Here is a 17937-nt window from a genome sequence, read left to right as displayed (position 1 = left end):
GCCGTGGAAGGCGGGCTCCTCACCCGCAGGGTCACGCACGGTTCGACGGCGCTGCGCGGCGGACCGCGCTGGCGGCCCTCGCCCTACCAGGTCTTCGGCGGCCTCTTCTGGCTGGTGATGTCGCTCGCCTTCTGGCGGGTCCCGATGTGCTGCGACTTCGGCCAGCACGCGGCGGTGGTCGAACGCCTCAAGGAGAACCTCCTCCACCCCGCGCACCCGATGGCCGACCTGCCGGGCGAGGGCAGCCCCTACTACTCGCCGTACGCGGTGGCGCAGGGGCTCTTCGCCAAGGCGACGGGCCTCGCGGGCTGGGAGGTCGTGAAGCTCTCGGGGCCGCTCAACCTGATCGTCCTGCTGACCGGCATCGGCCGCTTCGTACGCGGCCTGACGGACCGTCAGTGGGCGCCGGTCGTCGCCCTGTTCGCGATGGTGCTGCTCTGGGGCACGCGGATGGCGTGGTGGAGCGGCTATCTGGGCCTGATGTCGATGACGGGGAACCTCGGCTATCCGTCGACGTTCGCGATCGGCCTGGCGTTCTGGGCGTGGGCCTGGGCGGGGGCGCTCGCCCGTGGCGGACGGCGGGGACCGTGGCCATACGCGGCGCTCGGCGCACTGTGCGGCCTCATCCTCCTCATCCACCCGATCTCGTCGGTGGCCGCGGTGATCGGCGTCGTCGCGTTCGCGGCGTCCGGGCGCAGGCTGTGGAGCTGGGCCGCGACTGCCGTGACCGCCCTGCTCGTCGCCGCCTGCTGGCCGTACTACAGCGTCTTCGCGCTGGTCGGCGACGAGTCCGTGGACTGGATCCACCGGCAGCTCTACACCGAGCTGCCGGGGCGCTTCTGGCTCGCCGCGCTCGGCCTGCCCGCGCTCTGGCTGCGCCTGCGCAGGGACCGCAGGGACCCGCTGGTCATCATGTTCGCGCTGGACTGCGCGGTCGTCGCCTACGGCTGGCTCAGCGGCCACTACACGTACGGCCGCATCCTCGGACTGACCCTGGTCCCCCTCCAGTTCGCCCTGGCCATCGAGCTGGCGGCGCCCCGGCCGTGGGGCTGGCGGCGCGGCGCCCTGGCCGGGGCCACCGCGCTCGGCGCCTGCGTCGGCTTCTGCCAACTCCAGGCGGGCGCGGTGGTGCCCCGCGCCCTCGACCCCGTCGGCTTCGACCAGCCGCCGCGCTGGCCCGACTACACGTGGGCGACCGCCCACATGCGCCCGGGCGACGTCGTCCTGACCGACGGCTACCGCCCCACCCGCTCGGTCCCCGGCTACGGCGTCAACCTGGTCGCCCCCGCCTGGCCCGACCCCGCACTCGCCGAAAAGACCCGCGAACACCGCCTGAACGACGTGCGCGCCTACCTCTCCCCCGACTCCACCCGCGCACAGCGCACGGCCGTGGTCCGCCGCTACCACGTGCGCTGGCTGCTGCTCTCGCCCGACCAGAAGGTGCCGGGGGAGGCCGTGGTGGTGGCTTGGGGTCCGCATACGGGGGAAGTGCTCGCGCGGGTGAACGGTGGGGGTGGGGTGGGGGCGTGAGGCGCGGGGGCGGTGCAGGCGGCGGCCGGGGCGAACTCTCGCTCCAGGACGGCGAGTTCGACCTGCGGCGCTGCCCAGCGCGCTGCGTCTGACGCGGCGGCGTGAGGCGTCAGCGCGGGGCGGCCCGGTCCGCGCCCGGTCCTGGGCCGTCGCCTTGACCTCACCGCGCGACAAACCGAATGATGCCGGTGTTCGGTGCGGCGGTCGGCGCCGCCACCGGCGCCGCCACCGGCACGGTCGCGGGCGCGGGCGCGGTCGCGGGCGCGGGCGCGGGCAAGCTCTGCGCCAGAGCTACAGCCTCACGGGTGCCGGTGCGGCAGGCGGAGCCCTGTGGGGCAGCCTGTTGCAGCCGTGAACCTGCGCCGCAAGGCGTCAGCGCCGGACGTAGAGGCGCAACGTCGCGCCCCGCACCGTGTACGTGGCGTGCGGCGTGAACTCCCGCTTCAGGACCGCGAGTTTGACCCCCTCCGCGCTCCGCCCCGCGCGCTGCGCCTGGCGCAGCGCGGGCGGCTCCGTCAGGACCCAGAGGCGGTCCACGACCGCGAGTCTGCGGCGGAGTTCGGCGGGGTTCACCTCCACTCCGTAGAGCGTGCCCGAGCTGTCCGGTGAGGTGGCGAGGGCGAGGTCGCGGGCTCCTCGGAAGCTGTCCGGGTAGGCGAGGCTGACGCGTCGGGCGATCAGGGGCAGGAACAGGACCGGTTCGCCGGGGCGCACCTCACGGGCGGCGAAGGCGGCCGCACCCGCCGGGTTCTCGCGGTCGTGGCCGACGGCCCGGTCGAGCCGGTGCAGCGGCAGCTGCCACCACAGGGTGACCCCGACGGCGGCGGCACCGACGGCGGCCACCGCCGTCCGGCCGCGCGAGAGCCACGGTCGCGGGGCGGGCCACGGCGGGTCCCCGGGGCGCGTACGGAGTGCCGCGCCAACCCCTCGTACGACCCGGTCCGCCCCTGCCGCCACGAGCAGCGGCAGCCCGGCGAGCGCGAACAGCACGTAGCGGTCCTGGTAGAGCGGCCACCGCTGCGACACCGCGAGGAGCACGGCGGGCGGCACTACCAGAAGCGGCAGCGCCACGACGGGCAGCGAGAGTCCGGGCAGCGAGAGCGTGCCCCGCCCCGCGCGGGACCACGGCGGCCGCAGCGCGACCACCGCGAGCAGCACCTGCCCGACCAGCACGAGCCGGGTCGGCCCCGCGAAGGCGCGCAGCAGCCGCTCCGCGGCCGCGCCGTCCGGCGCCACCAGCCACGCCACCTGGGCGGACTGCCCGCCGGACGCGACGAACAGCGGGACAAGCAGCACGCAGGTGGCACACGCGGCGACCGCCCAGCCGCGGCGCGCGGGGCGCGGCACCCGGGCGACGAGGAGGGTCACCGCGTGGGCGACGAGCAGCAGCGCGGCGAGTTCGTGGAGCAGCGCGGTGCCGGTGGCGGCGGCCGCGTAGGCGCACCAGGCAGACCACGCGGGCCGGTCGGCGGCGGTCCCCGAGCGCTCGACCGCCCGCAGGAGGAGCAGCGTGGTCAACGCGGCCCCCGCGGCGACGAGCGCGTAGGAACGCCCCTCCTGCGCGTAGTGCCCCGCGAGCGGCGTCACCGCGTACAGGAGCCCCGCCCACAGCCCGACGCGCGGCCGCGCGAGCCGCGTGCCGATGACCGCGACGAGCGCGGCGGCGGCGGACGCGGCGACCACCGAGGGCAGCCGCAGCGCGACCTCGCCGGGGTGGGCGGGGAGCACGCCGTGCATGAGGACGTAGTAGAGGCCGTGCACCGCGTCGACCCGGTGCACCAGGTGCCAGATCTCCGGGAGCGAGCGCCGCGCGACGTCCAGGGTGGTGCCTTCGTCGCGCCACATGGTGCCCCGGTCCAGGCCCCACAGTCCGAGAGTGAACATGACGAGGGCGGGCAGGAGCGCGGCGGTGAAGGGGGCGAGCGCGGGGGTGGGTGTGGAGGCGGGCGCGGGGGCGGGCGCGGGGCGCGGCGTGGCCTGCATGAAGCCGAGCTTGTGCGATTGGCACGCCTATGGGGGGTATTGACACCCTTTGCCCGTCCCGCGAATAGACCCCTAATTGGATAATTACTTGTAAGCACTGAAATTTCCTGTGCGGGGTGCGGCTGGCACCCGGAGTACGCGGCGTCGCCGGGGTCGTGAAGCGTCGTCTGTCCCGCGTCGCCCACCGCGTCGGCGGCCGCTGACGCGTCCCGTACGCCTCCTCTGCGACACTGCACCTCCAAGGACCGGACACTCCACGCGGCACGCACGGCGGCCGGTACGGCGGGCCCGAAGGACAAGAAGGACGAGAAGGAGACAGGGCGAGCATGACCTGGCTGATCACCGGCGGCGCCGGATACATCGGGGCGCACGTCGTCCGCGCCATGACGGCGGCGGGCGAGACGGCCGTGGTCTACGACGACCTGTCGACCGGCGTCGCCGAGCGCGTGCCCGCCGGGGTGCCGCTGGTCGTCGGCTCGGTCCTGGACGGCGACCGCCTCGCGCGCGCCTTCGCCGAGCACGCGGTCACCGGAGTCGTGCACCTGGCGGGCAAGAAGCGGGTCGGCGAGTCCGTGGAACGGCCGCTGCACTACTACCGCGAGAACGTGGAGGGCCTGCGGGCGCTCCTGGACGCGATGGTCACCGCGGACGTCACCCGCCTCGTCTTCTCCTCCTCCGCGTCGGTCTACGGCATGCCCGACGTGGACATGGTGACGGAGGAGACGCCGTGCCTGCCGATGAACCCGTACGGCGAGACGAAGCTGGCCGGTGAGTGGCTGGTCCGCGCCGCGGGCCGCGCCCACGGCCTGACGACGGCGTCGCTGCGCTACTTCAACGTGGCGGGCGCGGCGGCCCCCGACCTCGCCGACACCGGCGTCTTCAACCTCGTCCCGATGGTCTTCGAGAAGCTCACGGACGGCGCGGCCCCGCGCATCTTCGGCGCGGACTACGCCACCCCCGACGGCACGTGCGTACGCGACTACATCCACGTCGTCGACCTGGCCGAGGCCCACGTGGCCACGGCGCGCAAGCTGGCCGCGGCGCCCCGCGGCACGGACCTCACGCTCAACATCGGCCGTGGCGAAGGCGTCTCCGTCCGCGAGATGACCGACCTGATCAACGAGGTCACCGGATACAGCACCCCCGCCGAGGTCACCGAGCGCCGTCCCGGCGACCCGGCCCGCGTGGTCGCCGCCGCCGACCGCATCGCCGCGGAACTGGGCTGGTCGGCCAAGCACGACGTGCGCGACATGATCGCCTCGGCCTGGGCGGGCTGGCTGCGCGAGCACCCGGACGCCGCACCGCGCCCGGTGGTGTAGCAGGCTCCACCCCAAGCCCGGGTGCGTACTCTCTCGCCTCGTTGACCTGCGGTTTCTAGCGTTCTCTGTGGGATTTGTGACCACGGAGAGGGCGTAGGCGATGTTCAGGCGACGGGGTTCGGGCGGCCGTACGGGCGTGGTGGAGGTGGCCGAGCCGGACGCGCTCGTGCTCGACGGGGTCGGCAGGTCCTACCGGCGCGGCACCGTCGTCGCGCTCGAACCCGTCGACCTCGCCGTGCCGCGCGGACGGTTCCTCGCGGTCATGGGCCCCTCCGGATCGGGCAAGTCGACGCTCCTGCAGTGCGCGGCGGGCCTGGACCGGCCGACGTCGGGGACCGTGCGCATCGGCGGCGTCGAGATCGCGCCGCTGCGCGAGGCGGCGCTGACCCGGCTGCGGCGCGAGCGCGTCGGCTTCGTCTTCCAGGCACACAATCTCGTGCCGTCGCTGAGCGTCCTGGAGAACGTCGCCCTGCCGCTGCTGCTCGGCGACGCTCCCGACGACGGGCGGGCGCGGGACGCGCTCGACTCCGTCGGCCTCGGCGAGCGCGGCGACGACAGGCCCACCGAGCTCTCCGGCGGGCAGCAGCAGCGCGTCGCGATCGCCCGCGCCCTGGTCACCTCGCCCGAGGTGGTCTTCGCCGACGAGCCGACGGGCGCCCTCGACCCGGTCACGGCGCAGGACGTGCTCGCGCTGCTGCGGCAGGCGGTCGACGGGGACGGCCACACGGTGGTGATGGTGACGCACGACCCGGCCGCGGCGGCCTGGGCCGACGAGGCGCTGTTCCTCGCCGGGGGCCGGATCGCCGCGCGAGTCGAGCGTCCGGACAGCGCTCATGTACACGGCATCATGCGGGACTTGGGGCGGCGGGCGGCATGAGCGCGGCGACGTACGAGAACGCGGACCGGAAGCCGGGCCCGAAGAAGACCACGAAGAAGACCACGAAGACGACCGGCCTGAACAAGACCGGCCCGAGAAAGCCCGACCCGAAAGAGACCGGCGGCCCGAAGAAGACCGGCCCGAAGAAGACCCGTGTCACCGCGCTGCTCGCCGCCCGCGCGGCGCGCACGCACCGCAAGGCCTGGGCCGCGGTCTTCGCCGCGCTCGCCCTGACCTCACTCCTCCTCGGCGCCTTCACCCTGGCCCTGGCGTCGGCCGGACTCGGGCACGCGCGTGTGGAGCGCTACGCGGACGCCGACCTCGTCGTCACCGGTGACCAGAACACCCGCTTCACCGCCAAGCCGTGGGGCAGCAAGCCCGAGACGGCGACGGCGGGGCTCACCGAGCGCGTACGGGTCCCTCGGGCAGCGCTGAAGACGGTGCGCGCGGTTCCCGGGGTGCGCTCGGCGATCGCCGACGAGGTGTTCCAGGCGGGCGTCGAAGGGACCCGGACCACCGGACGCCCTTGGGACGCGGCCCGGTTGGGCTCCTACTCCCTGCGCGAGGGAGCCGCTCCCCGGCAGGCGTCCGAGGTCGTCGTGGGCGAGGGAACGGCCCGCGTCGGCGAGCGCGTCACGGTACGGGTCGCGGGGACCGACGCGACGTACCGGGTGACAGGCGTGGCCGAAGGCCCCCGCGACGCCGCCTACTTCACCTCCGCCGAGGCCCGCCGCCTGGCCGGTCACCCCGGCTCCGTGGCCGCCGTCGGCGTGACGGCGGCCCCCGGCACGAGCACGTCGGACCTGTACGCGCGCGTGCGGCACGCGCTGGACGCGGCGGGGCTGCACGGCGTGGGGCACCGGGCGGACGGGGACGGCGCGGGACTGCACGTACTGACGGGGAACGGGCGCGGCGGAGCCGAGTTCCTCGGTGCGGCACCCGCGAGGTCGGGCATGCTCGCGCTGCTCGGCTCGGTGATGGCGACGGTCGTCCTCATCGCGCTCCTCGTGGTGTCGTCGACGGTGGTGCAGGCGCTGCAGCAACGCTCGCGCGAACTGGGCCTGTTGCGGGCGGTCGGGGCGACGCCGCGACAGCTGCGGGGCGCGGTGGGCCGGGAGGTCGGCAGGGTCGCGGCAGGCGCGGCGCTCGTCGGCGCGGTCGCGGCCGTCCCCGCGTATCTCGCCCTGCGCACCCTGCTCGACGCACGGGGCGCTCTGCCGCCCGGCCTCGAACTCCCGCTCCCGCCCTGGCTGTTGCCCGCTCCCCTGGTGACGGCGGGACTGACGCTCCTGGTGGCCCGCGTCGCCGCGCTCATCGCCTGCGCGCGGACCACGAAGGTCCGCCCCGCCGAGGCGCTGCGCGAGGCGGCACCCGGCAACGCGCGGCGGATCACCGGCCTCGTGCTGCTCTTCATCGGGGCGAGTTCGGCGGCGACGGCGACGCTGCAGCACGGCGAGGCCGCCGCCGCGGCGGCCGGTGCGGCGGCGGTGGTCCTGGTGATCGGGTGCGCGCTGCTCGGCCCGTGGATCGCCGAGGGCGCCATGCGGGTGCTCGGCGGCCCGCTGCGCCGCCACGGCGGTCCCGCGGGCCACCTCGCGGCGGCCAACTGCACGGCGTCCGCGCGGCGTCTGGGGGCGGCGCTCACCCCGATCATCCTGGTCACGGCGTTCGTCTCGGTGCAGCTCGCGGCGGGCGCGACGATGACGCACGCCGCGGGCGACCAGGCGGAGAAGGCGGCGCGGGCCGACTACGCGGTGACCGCGGCGGGCGGCCTGCCCAAGGGCACGCTGGAGCGGATCAGGGCGACACCGGGCGTACGGGCCGCGACGGCCGTCACGCGCGGCACGGTGGTCCTGGCCCGCCGCGAGACGGGCTCGCCGCGCCTGGACCGCCTGCCGGTGCTCGGCGTCACCCCCGAGGGCCTGTCCCGGACGCTCGACCCCGCCGTACGGGAGGGCGGCCTGTCCGCGCTCCGCCCCGGCACGGTGGCGGTCGGCCGCGACCAGGCGCGCGACCTGGACGTACGCCCCGGCTCGAAGGTGACGCTGCGCTTCGGGGACGGAGTGGAGGCGCGCCTGAAGGTGGTGGCGACGTACGACCGCGAACTGGCCCTTGGCGCCTTCCTGTTCTCCCGGGACCAGCTCCTGCGCCACACCTCGGCACCGGGCCCCGACCGCATCCTGGTCGCCGCGGCGGACACCGCCACGACGTCGCTGCGCGCGGCGGCCCCCGGGGCGCGGGTCACGGCGGACCCCGCCCCCGAGCGGCTCGACCCGGAGGACCGGGCGCTCGGCGAGGTGGTGACCGTGGCGGCGGTCGGCGCGGTCGGCGGCTTCACGGTGATCGCCGTCCTGAGCACGCTGTCCCTGATCACGATCGGCCGTCGCCCCGAACTCGCCCTGCTCCGCCTGGCCGGTGCGGGCCGGGACCAACTGCGGCGCATGCTGCGCCTGGAGGCGGCGGCGACGGCACTGACCGGCCTGGTGGTGGGCGCGGCGGTGGCGTCGTTCCCCCTGCTCGCCTTCAGCCTGTCGACGGCCCGCACGATCCCGCACCTCCCGCTGCCCCAGGCGGCACTGATCGCGCTGACGGTCGCCGCGACGACGGCCGCGGGCACGCTTGTGCCGTCCTGGCCGGTGCTGCGGGGCCGCTACCCGGCGCGCTGAGCACGGCGGCGGGTCAGGACGCGGCGGGCCCGAGCCCCTCGAACAACGTCCTGGCCACCAGGTCGGCTCCCTGGGCGGGGGTCAGCTCCGGCATCTCGTGCGAGGCGAGGTTGGTGAGCTGGACGAGCAGGGCGCGCGCCCAGCGATCGGGAAGACCGGATCGCAGCGCACCCTCGGCCACCGCGCGGGCCATGAAGGCGTCGAGCCGCTCGATCAGCGCACGCAGCCGGGCGGCGGCGGCCTCGTCCTTCACCTGCTGGAGGTCCACGGGCCACCGGCGGCTGACGGCGATGATCCCCTCCGCGTACCGGTGCAGGGCGACCGCCACCGGAGCCTCGCCGAGGCGCGCGTCGGCGAGCACGCCGTCGCAGGCGTCGAGCTTGGCCACGTACACGGCGGCCATCAGCGCCTCCCGGGTCTCGAAGCGGCGGTAGACGGTGCGCCGGTCGACGCCCGCGGCGGCCGCGATCGCCGCGATGCTCGTGCCGGGATCGCGCGCGAGGAGGCGCGCGCCGGTCTGCAGGACGGCGTCGAGATTGCGTGCGGCGTCAGCTCTCATCGTGCCCGGAGCATACGCGGGGGCGCGGCCCGGGAACCAACAAGAAGCACATCCCTATTGCACTCCACCCACTAAATGCCACACACTCGTGACACTTAAAGCGCCACCGCACTCCCAGGAGCCGCAAATGCCACGAGTTCCCCAAGCGCCCCTTGCCCCTACCCCCCTCTCACCGAAGCTGAAGAAGGCCATCGACTCCAAGGTCTTCGTCACCGTGGCGACGATCCGCCCCGACGGGAGCCCGCACCAGTCGGTGGTCTGGGTGGGACGCGAGGGCGACGACCTGTTCTTCGTGACCGGCGTCGACAAGGTCAAGATCCGCAACCTGCGGCGCGACCCGCGCCTGAGCGTGACGGTCAACCCGCCGGACGAGCCGTACGGCTACGCGGTGATCACCGGCACCGCACGGCTCGACGGCGCGGACAGCCGCGACCGGATGGACGAACTGGCACTCAAATACACGGGCTTGACCTACGCCGAGCACCACCCGGAGTCGGCGGCCGCGCTCCCCGAACTGATCACCGTCCGCATCACTCCCGAGAAGATCGCCGCGAGGTTCCTGTGAGCACGAAGACGTACGTCGTCACCGGCGGCACGGACGGCATCGGCAAGGCCCTGGCCCACACCCTCCTGGAGCGGGGCCACGAGGTGACGGTCGTAGGACGCAGCGCGGAAAAGGGCGCGCGATGGCGGGACTTCGCCCAGCGGAGCGGCGCGAAGGACAGGGCCCGCTTCATCCGGGCGGACCTCGCCCTGGCCTCCGAAACGCAGGCGACGCTCGACACGATCCGTGCCACCCACACGCGGCTCGACGCCCTCGTCCTCTGCGCCCGGCACTTCCGCTCCACCCGCCTGAGCACGCCCGAGGGCCTCGAAAGCACCTTCGCGCACTTCTACTTGAGCCGCTTCCTCCTGAGCCACGGCCTCACGGACCTGCTCGATTCCGCCGACGCCCCCGTCATCCTCAACGTCGCGGGTCCTGGCGGCGGAGGGGAGATCTCCTGGGACGACCTCCAGCTGACGCGGTCCTACGACGGAGGCCGGGCGCTGGCCCAGGGCGGCCGCCTCAACGACCTCCTCGCCGCGGGCTTCGCGGCCGTCCACCCCGACTCGAAGATCCGGTACGTCCTGCTCAACCCCGGGACGGTCAGCACGAGCTTCTCCGGTTCGTACGCCCCGGACGTCCTGGCCCAGGTCGAAGCGATGCGCCGCTCGGCCCCACCGATCGCGGAGGCACTCCCCTACCTCCTCCGCCACGTGGACACCCCGCAGGGCCCCTCCTTCACGGCCTACGACCGCACCGCCCAACTCCCCACCGACACCCCCGACTTCCACGGCGCGGATGCCCACCACCTCCACACCCTCACGGAATCCCTGCTCCCCACCCTCCGGTAGGAACCCCACCGCCCCGCCCCCAAGACGAACCCACGACGAACCCGAGGCGACCCCGGCAGGCAGAATTACCCCCAACGCAACGCCCGACCCACCCGAAGGACACCCGCCCCATGAAGCCCCTGCTCTGGCTCCTGCTCCTCGCCGCACTGGCCGTGAACATATCCAGCAGCTTCCTCTTCGACGGCGCCCAGCAGGCCCTGATCAGCGTCGCCACCGGCCTGACCGCCCTCGCCTCGGGCATCACCCTCGCCGTCAGGCACCGGAAGCAGCGCGCGACCGCCTAGCCCTTGTTCAGATAGGCGAGGACCGCGAGCACCCGCCGGTGCCCGCTGTCGCTCGGCGGCAGGCCCAGCTTCACGAAGACGTTGCCGATGTGCTTGCTGACCGCCCGGTCGGAGACCACGAGCAGCGCGGCGATCGTCGCGTTGTCCCTGCCCTCGGCCATCAGCTGGAGCACCTCGCGCTCGCGCGGCGTCAGCGAGTCGATGGGGTCGTCGCGGCGGCGGGTGAGCAGCTCCGTGACCACCTCGGGGTCGAGGGCGGTGCCGCCGCCTGCCACCCGCTCCAGCGCGTCGAGGAACTCGTCGACGCGCCCCACCCGGTCCTTCAGGAGGTAGCCGACGCCACCGGCTCCCCCGCCGAGGAGTTCGGCGGCGTACGTCTCCTCCACGTACTGCGAGAGGACGAGCACCGGAAGTCCGGGGATCCGCGCGCGGGCCGCGAGGGCGGCGCGCAGCCCCTCGTCGCGGAATCCGGGCGGCATCCGTACGTCCAGGACCGCCACGTCGGGGCGGTGTTCGAGGAGGGCTGGCAGCACCTCGGGCCCGGTGGAGGCGACCGCCGCCACCTCGTGCCCCGCGGAGGTGAGCAGCAGCACGAGCCCCTCCCGCAGCAGGGCGTTGTCCTCGGCGATCACCACGCGCACGGCAGCTCCACTTCGATCACGGTCGGCCCCCCGACGGGGCTCGTCAGCTCCAGTGTCCCGTCGAGCGCGGCGACCCTGCGCCGCATGCCGAGGAGCCCGCTGCCGCCCGCGTCGTCCGCGCCGCCCCTGCCCTCGTCGCGCACCGCGATCCGCAGCACCCCCGCCGCCCGGGACAGTTCCACGCCGGCCGCCCCGGCACCGCTGTGCTTGGCGGCGTTGGTCAGCGCCTCCGCGACCACGAAGTACGCGGCGGCCTCCACCGCGGCCGGGGCGCGCACGGACTCGCCCGCCGGGTCCTCGACGCCCTCCGCGTCGACCGTCACATCGAGCCCGCTGCCCGCGGCGAGCGCCCGCACGGCGCCCGCCAGGCCGCGGTCGGTGAGGATCGGCGGGTGGATGCCGCGCACGACGTGGCGCAGTTCGGTGAGCGCCTCCTCGGCCTGGTCCTGGGCGTCGTCGAGGAGCTTGCGCGCGGCTTCGGGGTCCTTGTCGTACGCCCGCCGCGCCAGGCCCACCCGCATCGACAGGGAGACGAGCCGCGCCTGGGTGCCGTCGTGCAAGTCGCGTTCGATGCGCCGCAGTTCGGCGCCGTGCGCGGCGACGGCACCGGCCCGGGTGACCGTCAGCTCCTCGACGCGCTCGGCGAGTTCGGCGCTGCGCAGCGCGTCGGGCGACGGGGTGAGCAGGACCCGCGACCACCGCGCGTCCAGGCCCGCGAGGCCCACGACGAGCGGCAGCAGCACGGCCCGCTGCCGGAAGAGCCCGCACCACACCCCGTCGACCAGCACGCCGATGACGAACAGGGGCATCGCGACGTACAGCAGGACAAGGCCGTAGACGAAGTGCACGAAGAGCCAGCGCAGGTCGCGCCAGGTGCCGGGGTCCTTCAGGGCCGCGGTCACCCGCTCGCGGACGTCACCGGTGAGCGGGGCGTACGCCTCGGACACCGGCCGCCCCGTCCAGGCGCCGACCAGGCGGCGCTTGAACCCGGCGGTCCTGCGCAGGAGTTGGACCGTCTCGGGCAGCACGGCCGCGCCGACCACGAGCAGGGTGACGAAGGCGGTGAAGAGCAGCAGCGCCATGAAGAGGTACGAGACGAGCGCGAGCCCGGCCCCCTTGCCGAGCTGCACCATGGCGAGCCCCGCGCGGCGCAGCGTCTCCTTCATGCCGGTCATACCGGTCAGGCTAGGTCACGGGGCGCGCGGGCGAGAGCGGGCGGGCTCCCGGGCCCGTGGTGGAGTGCGCTACACCACGGGTCCGGGAGAGCGCCCCATCGTTTCCGCGGCGCGCGGCGAGCAGAGTTGATCCCAGGCCGCCGCACGGGGCGGCGGCCGCTCCGCCCGGAAGGAAGCACCCCATGAAGGCCCTGCTCTGGCTCGTCCTCGCGGCCGCTCTCGTCGTCAACGTCTCGACCAGCCTCGCCTTCGAGGGCGTGCAGCAGGTCCTGATCAGCGTCGGTACGGGCGTCGTGGCGCTCGGCACCGGGGTGACCCTGTTCCTGACCCGCCGCGGCGACGCGTGAGCGCTCCGCTGGGAGTGGGCAGACCCCGCGGGCCGGTGGGGGCTGGTCGCGCCCACGCGGCGGAGCCGCACATGTCGGAGCCCCGCGCCCCTACGGGGCGCGACACCTCTCAGAGCGCCCGCAGCCCCGCCGCCGTAGCCGCCGCGAGACTGCCCAGATACCCCTTGGGCAGCTTCGCCCGCACCACCACGGACCGCCAGTAGATCGGCCCCGACACCAGGTCGAGGGCCAGGTCCTCGTCGGCGCCCGCCCGCATCTCGCCCCGCTCGACGGCGGCGCGCACGATGCCGCTCGCGACCCCGTGCTGCCCCTCGCGCAGCGCCTTCTGCAGCGCCTCGGCGATCTCCGGGTTGCGGGCGGCCTCGGCCTGCAGGTCCGGGATGACCTGCGAGGCCACGGGGTGCCGCAGCGCCCGTGACGTCACCTCGTAGAGAAGCCGCAGATCGCCCTCCAGGGAGCCCGTGTCGGGCGCCGGAAGGCCCTGTACCGCTATCGCGGAGACGAGGTCGAGGACGAGGTGCAGCTTGGAGCGCCAGCGCCGGTAGACGGCGGTCTTGCCGACCCCGGCGCGCCGCGCGATGCCCTCGATGGACATGCGCGCGTACCCGACGGCCGCGAGCTCTTCGAAGACGGCGGCCCTGATGGCCTCGGTCACGTCCTCGCGGAGCACGGCGGCCCCGGCGGGAGCCCTGCGGCGCGGCTGTTCACCTGATGGCCTGCTCGTCGTCATGCGAACAGCATAAAGCGCGACGACGATACGGTTGCGTTCCGACGTCACGTCGCTCTACTCTCGACGTTGCGACGATACGGGCCCGTCCCGACGTCCGCCGCAGCTTCCCCGAGTCTTCTCCGAGCCTTCCCCGAGCGAAAGCGACGGACGTGAGCCAGGTCCTCGACGCACCGCCCCCCACCGCAGCCCAGGCCGACCCCGCCGACCAGGGCCTGCCCCCCGCCGAGCTGGCCGCCAAGTACGGCCTGACCGTCAGCGGCGCCCGCCCGTCCCTGCCCGCCTACGTCCGGCAGCTGTGGCAGCGCCGCCACTTCATCACCGCCTTCGCCACCGCCAAGCTCACCGCCCAGTACAGCCAGGCGAAGCTCGGCCAGCTCTGGCAGATCATGACGCCGCTGCTCAACGCGGCCGTCTACTACTTCATCTTCGGCGTCCTGATGAACACCAAGCGGGACGTCGAGGACTACGTCCCGTTCCTGGTCACCGGCGTCTTCGTCTTCACCTTCACCCAGCAGTCCGTGCTCGCGGGCACCCGCGCCATCTCCGGCAGCCTCGGCCTGGTGCGCGCCCTGCACTTCCCGCGCGCCTCGCTGCCCATCTCGTACTGCCTGCAACAGCTCCAGCAGCTGCTGTTCTCGATGTGCGCGCTCCTGGTGATCCTGCTCTGCTTCGGCGTCCCGCCCACGCCCGCCTGGCTCCTGGTGCTCCCCGCGCTCGTACTGCAGTTCACGTTCAACACGGGCCTCGCGCTCGTGATGGCCAGGATCGGCAGCAGGACGCCGGACATCGCGCAGCTGATGCCGTTCGTGCTGCGCACCTGGATGTACGCGTCCGGGGTGATGTGGAGCATCGACGCGGTCCTCAAGGGCCGCGACCTGCCGCACGTCGTGAAGGTGCTCCTGGAGTGCAACCCCGCGGCCGTCTACATCGACCTGATGCGGTTCGCGCTGATCGACAGCTTCCACCACGACCAGCTGCCGCACCACGTGTGGGCCTGGGCGGTGGGCTGGGCGGTGCTCGCCGGGCTCGGCGGATTCATCTACTTCTGGAAGGCAGAGGAGACCTACGGCCGTGGCTGACTCCCTGGCGAACGCCCCCACCGTCATCGTCGACCAGGTCGACATCGTCTACCGCGTGCACGGCGCGGGAGCCACCGCGGGCCGCGGCAGCGCGACCGCCGCGCTCGGCCGCATCCTCAAGCGCGGAAAGGGCGGCAAGGACGGCGAATCCCCCGGCGTACGCAAGGTGCACGCCGTCAAGAAGGTGTCGTTCACCGCCTACAAGGGCGAGGCCATCGGCCTGATCGGCACCAACGGCTCGGGCAAGTCCACCCTGCTCAAGGCCGTCGCGGGCCTGCTCCCCGTGGAGAGCGGCCGGATCTTCACGGACGGCCAGCCCTCGCTCCTCGGCGTGAACGCGGCCCTGATGAACGACCTGACGGGCGAGCGCAACGTGCGGCTCGGCGGCCTCGCGATGGGCATGTCCCGCGAGCAGGTCCAGGAGCGCTACGAGGAGATCGTCGACTTCTCCGGCATCAACGAGAAGGGCGACTTCATCACGCTGCCGATGCGCACGTACTCCTCGGGCATGTCCGCCCGGCTCCGCTTCTCCATCGGCTCGGCCAAGGACCACGACGTGCTGCTCATCGACGAGGCCCTGGCGACCGGCGACCGCTCCTTCCAGAAGCGCTCCGAGGCCCGCATCCGCGAGCTGCGCAAGCGCGCGGGCACCGTCTTCCTGGTCAGCCACAACAACAAGTCCATCCGCGACACCTGCGACCGCGTGCTCTGGCTGGAGCGCGGCGAGCTGCGGATGGACGGTCCCACCGGTGAAGTCCTCGCGGCGTACGAGGACTTCACCGGCGGCAAGAAGTAGCCCTGCTCAGCGAGTGGTCCCGCTCAGCGAGTAGCCCCGCTCAACCCGCGAGCAGCTTCCCCGGGCCGTCGTCGCCCGGCACCAGCCGCAGGCCGTCGGCGGCCGGCTCGCCCGGTGCCGGAGCGGGCACGCGCCCGGCGACGGACGCGGGCGCCATCTCCTTGCCGAGCAGCACCCGGCGTACGACGCGCTCCGCCGCGTTGCCGTCGTCCCACTGGCAGAACCGCTCGCGGAAGGCCGCCCGCAGCTCGGTGGCCTCGGCGCCGCGCCAACTGCCGCTGCGGAACACCTCGATGAGCTCGTCGTCGTTCGTGGCGATGACACCCGGCGTCTCGCCCGGCTTGCCGGACAGCAGGTCGAAGGTGACGCCGCGCGACTTCACGTAGACGTCCCAGTCGTCGGCGTAGGTGATGATCGGGCGGTCGAGGTTGGCGTAGTCGAACATGATCGACGAGTAGTCCGTGATCAGCGCGTCGGCGGCCAGGTTCAGCTCCTCGACGACCGGGTACGCCGACACGTCGATGAGCGCGCCCTCGTCGGCCAGGCGCGCGAGCTGCGGGTCCGCGCCGTAGAAGTAGTGGGTGCGCACCAGCAGGACGACGTCGGGGCCGAGCTCCTGGGCGACCTTGGCGAGGTCCAGGCGCGGGATGAAGCCCGCCTGGTAGTCGCGCACGGTCGGCGCGTACAGGACGGCCGTCTTGCCGGGCGCGATGCCGAGCTTCTCGCGGATCGCGGCCACGTCCTCGGCACCGGCCCGGTAGTACACGTCGTTGCGCGGGTAGCCGGAGTTGACCGACTCGAAGGCGCAGGGGTAGACGCGCTCCCACTCCTCGGTGGTGTGCTGGTTCGAGGAGACGCTGAAGTCCCAGCGGTCCGCGCGCTCCAGGAGCTTGCGGAAGCTCATGCCCTTGGCGGCCGCGGGGTAGCGCTGCTGGTCGATGCCCATGCGCTTGAGCGGCGTGCCGTGGTGGGTCTGGAGGTAGACCTGCCCCGGGCGCTTGATCACGCGGTCGGGGAAGTTGACGTTGTTCACGAAGTACTTGGCGCGGGCCATCACCTCCCAGTAGCGGGGGGTATTGGCGACCACGTAGTCGATGCCCTCGGGGACCTGGTCCTCCAGGGACTTCTTGACGACCCACACCCCGTGCACGTTCGGGGCGAGCTCCTTGGCCTTCTCGTAGACGGCCAGCGGGTTGCAGGACGGCAGGCGGTACCAGTACGCCGCGTACACCGCGAGGTTCTCGTCGATGGGGCGCTGGCGCTGCAGCTGGTAGTACGTCGCGTAGGCGCGCTTGCCGACCTTGTTCTTGGTCTTGCGCGCCTTGGCGCGGCCCTTCACGAAGCCGCTGTTGACCAGCTTGAGCCCCTGGAAGGCACGGTAGGAACCGCGGCCCACCGCATGGAACTTGGCGCCCTGTATGCCCTCGGGAACCTCGAAGCCGGCGGGCAGGTAACGGCGGTAGTGCGCGGCCGCCTTGCCGAAGAACTCGGCGCGGGCGTTCGGCGGCACCCGGTCCGGACGGCTGAGGATGAAGAGGTAGTGGTCGATCATGTGCTCGAACATGAACGCGCGCCACTGGTGCAGCTCGGGGCGCTCCTCGATGAAGCGGAAGAGACGCTCGTACGTCGCGAACGCGGCGAAGTGCTCACGGCTCGGCGTGCGCAGCGCGTTGCCCTGGCGGCGCTGGCGGTAGTGCACGCACACGCGGTCGAGCAGGGAGATGCTGGCGGCCGTGAAGAGCGACTCGTAGACGACGACCGCGTCCTCGTAGAAGCCCTCGGGGAAGCTGAAGCCGCCCTCCAGGTAGAACTCCCTGCGGTACGCCTTGTTCCACACGACCGTGAACAGGTCGAGCAGCTCGGGGCGTTCGGCGATCGTGAAGACGTCCGGGCCCGGCTCGGCGAACAGGTCGGCGTCGCGGTTGCGCCGCTCGCCGTTCCACCAGAACGTGCGCGCGTAGTCGTACAGGACCATGTCGGGGCGGTCGGTCGCGTCGATGCGCTCGACGATCGCCTCCAGGGCGCCCGGCACGAGGGTGTCGTCGCTGTCCAGGAAGAGCAGGTACTCGCCCTTGGCCCGCGCGACGCCCGTGTTCCGGGCGTTGCCTATGCCGCCGTTCTGCTCCTGGTGGACGGCGATGACGCGGAGGTCACGCTCCGCGTACTCGTCGAGGATCGCTCCCGAGCCGTCCGGGGACAGGTCGTCGACCGCGATCAGTTCGAAGTCCCCGTAGCTCTGCGTAAGCACCGAGTCGAGGCACTCGCGGAGATACCCCTGAACTTTGTAGACAGGGACGACAATACTGATCCGTGGCATGCGGACTGAGCTCCTCGGGCAAGGTGGGGCCGGAGTACAGGGCGGTCTGGAGATTTACCATAGGTACCTCCTTTCGAGTCTATGACCGTTTAACGAACTTCGCTGCACGCCGAAGGTCCCGAAACGGACAGGACTAAGGTCCCTGATCCACCGAACACGGACACACCCTCGGAGGGACGAACGGGCAAGGGGGATGCCTTTACGGGCAAGGGGGCGCCCCGAGCCGAAAGGCCCGGGGC

General features: G+C 73.1%; 16 protein-coding genes. 10 read left to right on the top strand and 6 right to left on the bottom strand.

Going from position 1 to position 17937, the window contains the following annotated elements; genetic code table 11:
- Positions 1-3: 3 nt before the first annotated feature.
- Positions 4-1530, top strand: a complete 1527-nt coding sequence (locus tag CP970_RS26615; RefSeq protein ID WP_150494864.1) for a hypothetical protein — start codon at positions 4-6, stop codon at positions 1528-1530.
- Positions 1531-1902: 372 nt separating this feature from the next.
- On the opposite strand, the gene CP970_RS26605 is transcribed toward CP970_RS26615, so the two are convergent.
- Complete coding sequence (locus CP970_RS26605; protein ID WP_150494024.1) at positions 1903-3513, bottom strand: glycosyltransferase family 39 protein; 1611 nt, start codon at positions 3511-3513, stop codon at positions 1903-1905.
- A gap of 326 nt (positions 3514-3839) precedes the next feature.
- On the opposite strand from CP970_RS26605, the gene galE reads away from it, so the two are divergent.
- The 3 genes from galE (at position 3840) to CP970_RS26590 (ending at position 8375) form a co-directional block, all read left to right on the top strand.
- Complete coding sequence (gene galE / locus CP970_RS26600; RefSeq protein ID WP_150494022.1) at positions 3840-4832, top strand: UDP-glucose 4-epimerase GalE; 993 nt, start codon at positions 3840-3842, stop codon at positions 4830-4832.
- 100 nt (positions 4833-4932) lie between these two features.
- Entirely contained in the window at positions 4933-5709 is a 777-nt protein-coding gene (locus CP970_RS26595) for an ABC transporter ATP-binding protein (RefSeq protein WP_055556455.1), read from the top strand.
- Positions 5706-8375 carry an ABC transporter permease gene (locus CP970_RS26590; protein ID WP_079044050.1) on the top strand — a complete coding sequence of 890 codons (2670 nt, stop codon included), beginning with the start codon at positions 5706-5708 and terminating at the stop codon, positions 8373-8375. The genes CP970_RS26595 and CP970_RS26590 overlap by 4 nt, the downstream gene beginning before the upstream one ends.
- A 13-nt stretch (positions 8376-8388) precedes the next feature.
- Here the strand turns inward: CP970_RS26590 and CP970_RS26585 are convergent, their stop codons facing one another.
- Positions 8389-8934: a TetR family transcriptional regulator gene (locus CP970_RS26585; RefSeq protein WP_055556452.1), complete on the bottom strand. Its 546-nt coding sequence runs from the start codon at positions 8932-8934 to the stop codon at positions 8389-8391.
- A 127-nt stretch (positions 8935-9061) separates the two neighbouring features.
- Here CP970_RS26585 and CP970_RS26580 point away from each other — a divergent pair, with 127 nt between their 5' ends.
- The 3 genes from CP970_RS26580 (at position 9062) to CP970_RS44345 (ending at position 10613) form a co-directional block, all read left to right on the top strand.
- The gene (locus CP970_RS26580) at positions 9062-9499 is read left to right on the top strand and encodes a PPOX class F420-dependent oxidoreductase (protein WP_055556450.1); all 438 of its coding nucleotides are present in this window, start codon (positions 9062-9064) and stop codon (positions 9497-9499) included.
- Positions 9496-10329, top strand: coding sequence for an SDR family NAD(P)-dependent oxidoreductase (locus CP970_RS26575; protein WP_063806281.1), 834 nt, complete (start codon positions 9496-9498; stop codon positions 10327-10329). Before CP970_RS26580 ends, CP970_RS26575 begins: the two co-directional genes overlap by 4 nt.
- Positions 10330-10439: 110 nt before the next feature.
- Positions 10440-10613, top strand: coding sequence for a hypothetical protein (locus tag CP970_RS44345; protein ID WP_169801262.1), 174 nt, complete (start codon positions 10440-10442; stop codon positions 10611-10613).
- Here the strand turns inward: CP970_RS44345 and CP970_RS26570 are convergent.
- Entirely contained in the window at positions 10610-11254 is a 645-nt protein-coding gene (locus CP970_RS26570; RefSeq protein WP_055551740.1) for a response regulator transcription factor, read from the bottom strand. The two genes, CP970_RS44345 and CP970_RS26570, sit on opposite strands and share 4 nt — an antisense overlap.
- Positions 11242-12420 (bottom strand): sensor histidine kinase, encoded by a 1179-nt coding sequence (locus CP970_RS26565; RefSeq protein ID WP_055551756.1) that lies wholly within the window; start codon positions 12418-12420, stop codon positions 11242-11244. Before CP970_RS26565 ends, CP970_RS26570 begins: the two co-directional genes overlap by 13 nt.
- Positions 12421-12611: 191 nt before the next feature.
- Between CP970_RS26565 and CP970_RS44340 the strand changes: the two genes are divergently transcribed.
- A complete protein-coding gene (locus CP970_RS44340; RefSeq protein ID WP_169801263.1) occupies positions 12612-12776 on the top strand; it encodes a hypothetical protein in 165 nt (54 codons plus the stop codon).
- A 109-nt stretch (positions 12777-12885) separates the two neighbouring features.
- Here CP970_RS44340 and CP970_RS26560 read toward each other — a convergent pair whose 3' ends face one another.
- A complete protein-coding gene (locus CP970_RS26560; protein ID WP_055551743.1) occupies positions 12886-13506 on the bottom strand; it encodes a TetR/AcrR family transcriptional regulator in 621 nt (206 codons plus the stop codon).
- Positions 13507-13655: 149 nt separating this feature from the next.
- Here CP970_RS26560 and CP970_RS26555 point away from each other — a divergent pair, with 149 nt between their 5' ends.
- Both CP970_RS26555 and CP970_RS26550 read left to right on the top strand, forming a co-directional pair.
- Positions 13656-14585: an ABC transporter permease gene (locus tag CP970_RS26555; protein ID WP_055551745.1), complete on the top strand. Its 930-nt coding sequence runs from the start codon at positions 13656-13658 to the stop codon at positions 14583-14585.
- Positions 14578-15381: an ABC transporter ATP-binding protein gene (locus CP970_RS26550; RefSeq protein WP_055551747.1), complete on the top strand. Its 804-nt coding sequence runs from the start codon at positions 14578-14580 to the stop codon at positions 15379-15381. The genes CP970_RS26555 and CP970_RS26550 overlap by 8 nt, the downstream gene beginning before the upstream one ends.
- A 40-nt stretch (positions 15382-15421) precedes the next feature.
- On the opposite strand, the gene CP970_RS26545 is transcribed toward CP970_RS26550, so the two are convergent.
- Positions 15422-17698 (bottom strand): bifunctional glycosyltransferase/CDP-glycerol:glycerophosphate glycerophosphotransferase, encoded by a 2277-nt coding sequence (locus CP970_RS26545; protein WP_055551749.1) that lies wholly within the window; start codon positions 17696-17698, stop codon positions 15422-15424.
- Positions 17699-17937: the final 239 nt, after the last annotated feature.

It is taken from the genome of Streptomyces kanamyceticus (genome assembly GCF_008704495.1).
GTDB lineage: Bacteria > Actinomycetota > Actinomycetes > Streptomycetales > Streptomycetaceae > Streptomyces > Streptomyces kanamyceticus.
Note: the sequence above shows the minus strand (reverse complement) of the source record. Positions and strands in the feature narration are given on the sequence as shown.

Coding starts and splice junctions, on each gene's coding strand:
- CP970_RS26605 (WP_150494024.1), bottom strand. CDS start 3,513: ATGCAGGCCACGCCGCGCCCCGCGCCCGCCCCCGCGCCCGCCTCCACA.
- galE (WP_150494022.1), top strand. CDS start 3,840: ATGACCTGGCTGATCACCGGCGGCGCCGGATACATCGGGGCGCACGTC.
- CP970_RS26595 (WP_055556455.1), top strand. CDS start 4,933: ATGTTCAGGCGACGGGGTTCGGGCGGCCGTACGGGCGTGGTGGAGGTG.
- CP970_RS26590 (WP_079044050.1), top strand. CDS start 5,706: ATGAGCGCGGCGACGTACGAGAACGCGGACCGGAAGCCGGGCCCGAAG.
- CP970_RS26585 (WP_055556452.1), bottom strand. CDS start 8,934: ATGAGAGCTGACGCCGCACGCAATCTCGACGCCGTCCTGCAGACCGGC.
- CP970_RS26580 (WP_055556450.1), top strand. CDS start 9,062: ATGCCACGAGTTCCCCAAGCGCCCCTTGCCCCTACCCCCCTCTCACCG.
- CP970_RS44345 (WP_169801262.1), top strand. CDS start 10,440: ATGAAGCCCCTGCTCTGGCTCCTGCTCCTCGCCGCACTGGCCGTGAAC.
- CP970_RS26565 (WP_055551756.1), bottom strand. CDS start 12,420: ATGAAGGAGACGCTGCGCCGCGCGGGGCTCGCCATGGTGCAGCTCGGC.
- CP970_RS44340 (WP_169801263.1), top strand. CDS start 12,612: ATGAAGGCCCTGCTCTGGCTCGTCCTCGCGGCCGCTCTCGTCGTCAAC.
- CP970_RS26560 (WP_055551743.1), bottom strand. CDS start 13,506: ATGACGACGAGCAGGCCATCAGGTGAACAGCCGCGCCGCAGGGCTCCC.
- CP970_RS26545 (WP_055551749.1), bottom strand. CDS start 17,698: ATGCCACGGATCAGTATTGTCGTCCCTGTCTACAAAGTTCAGGGGTAT.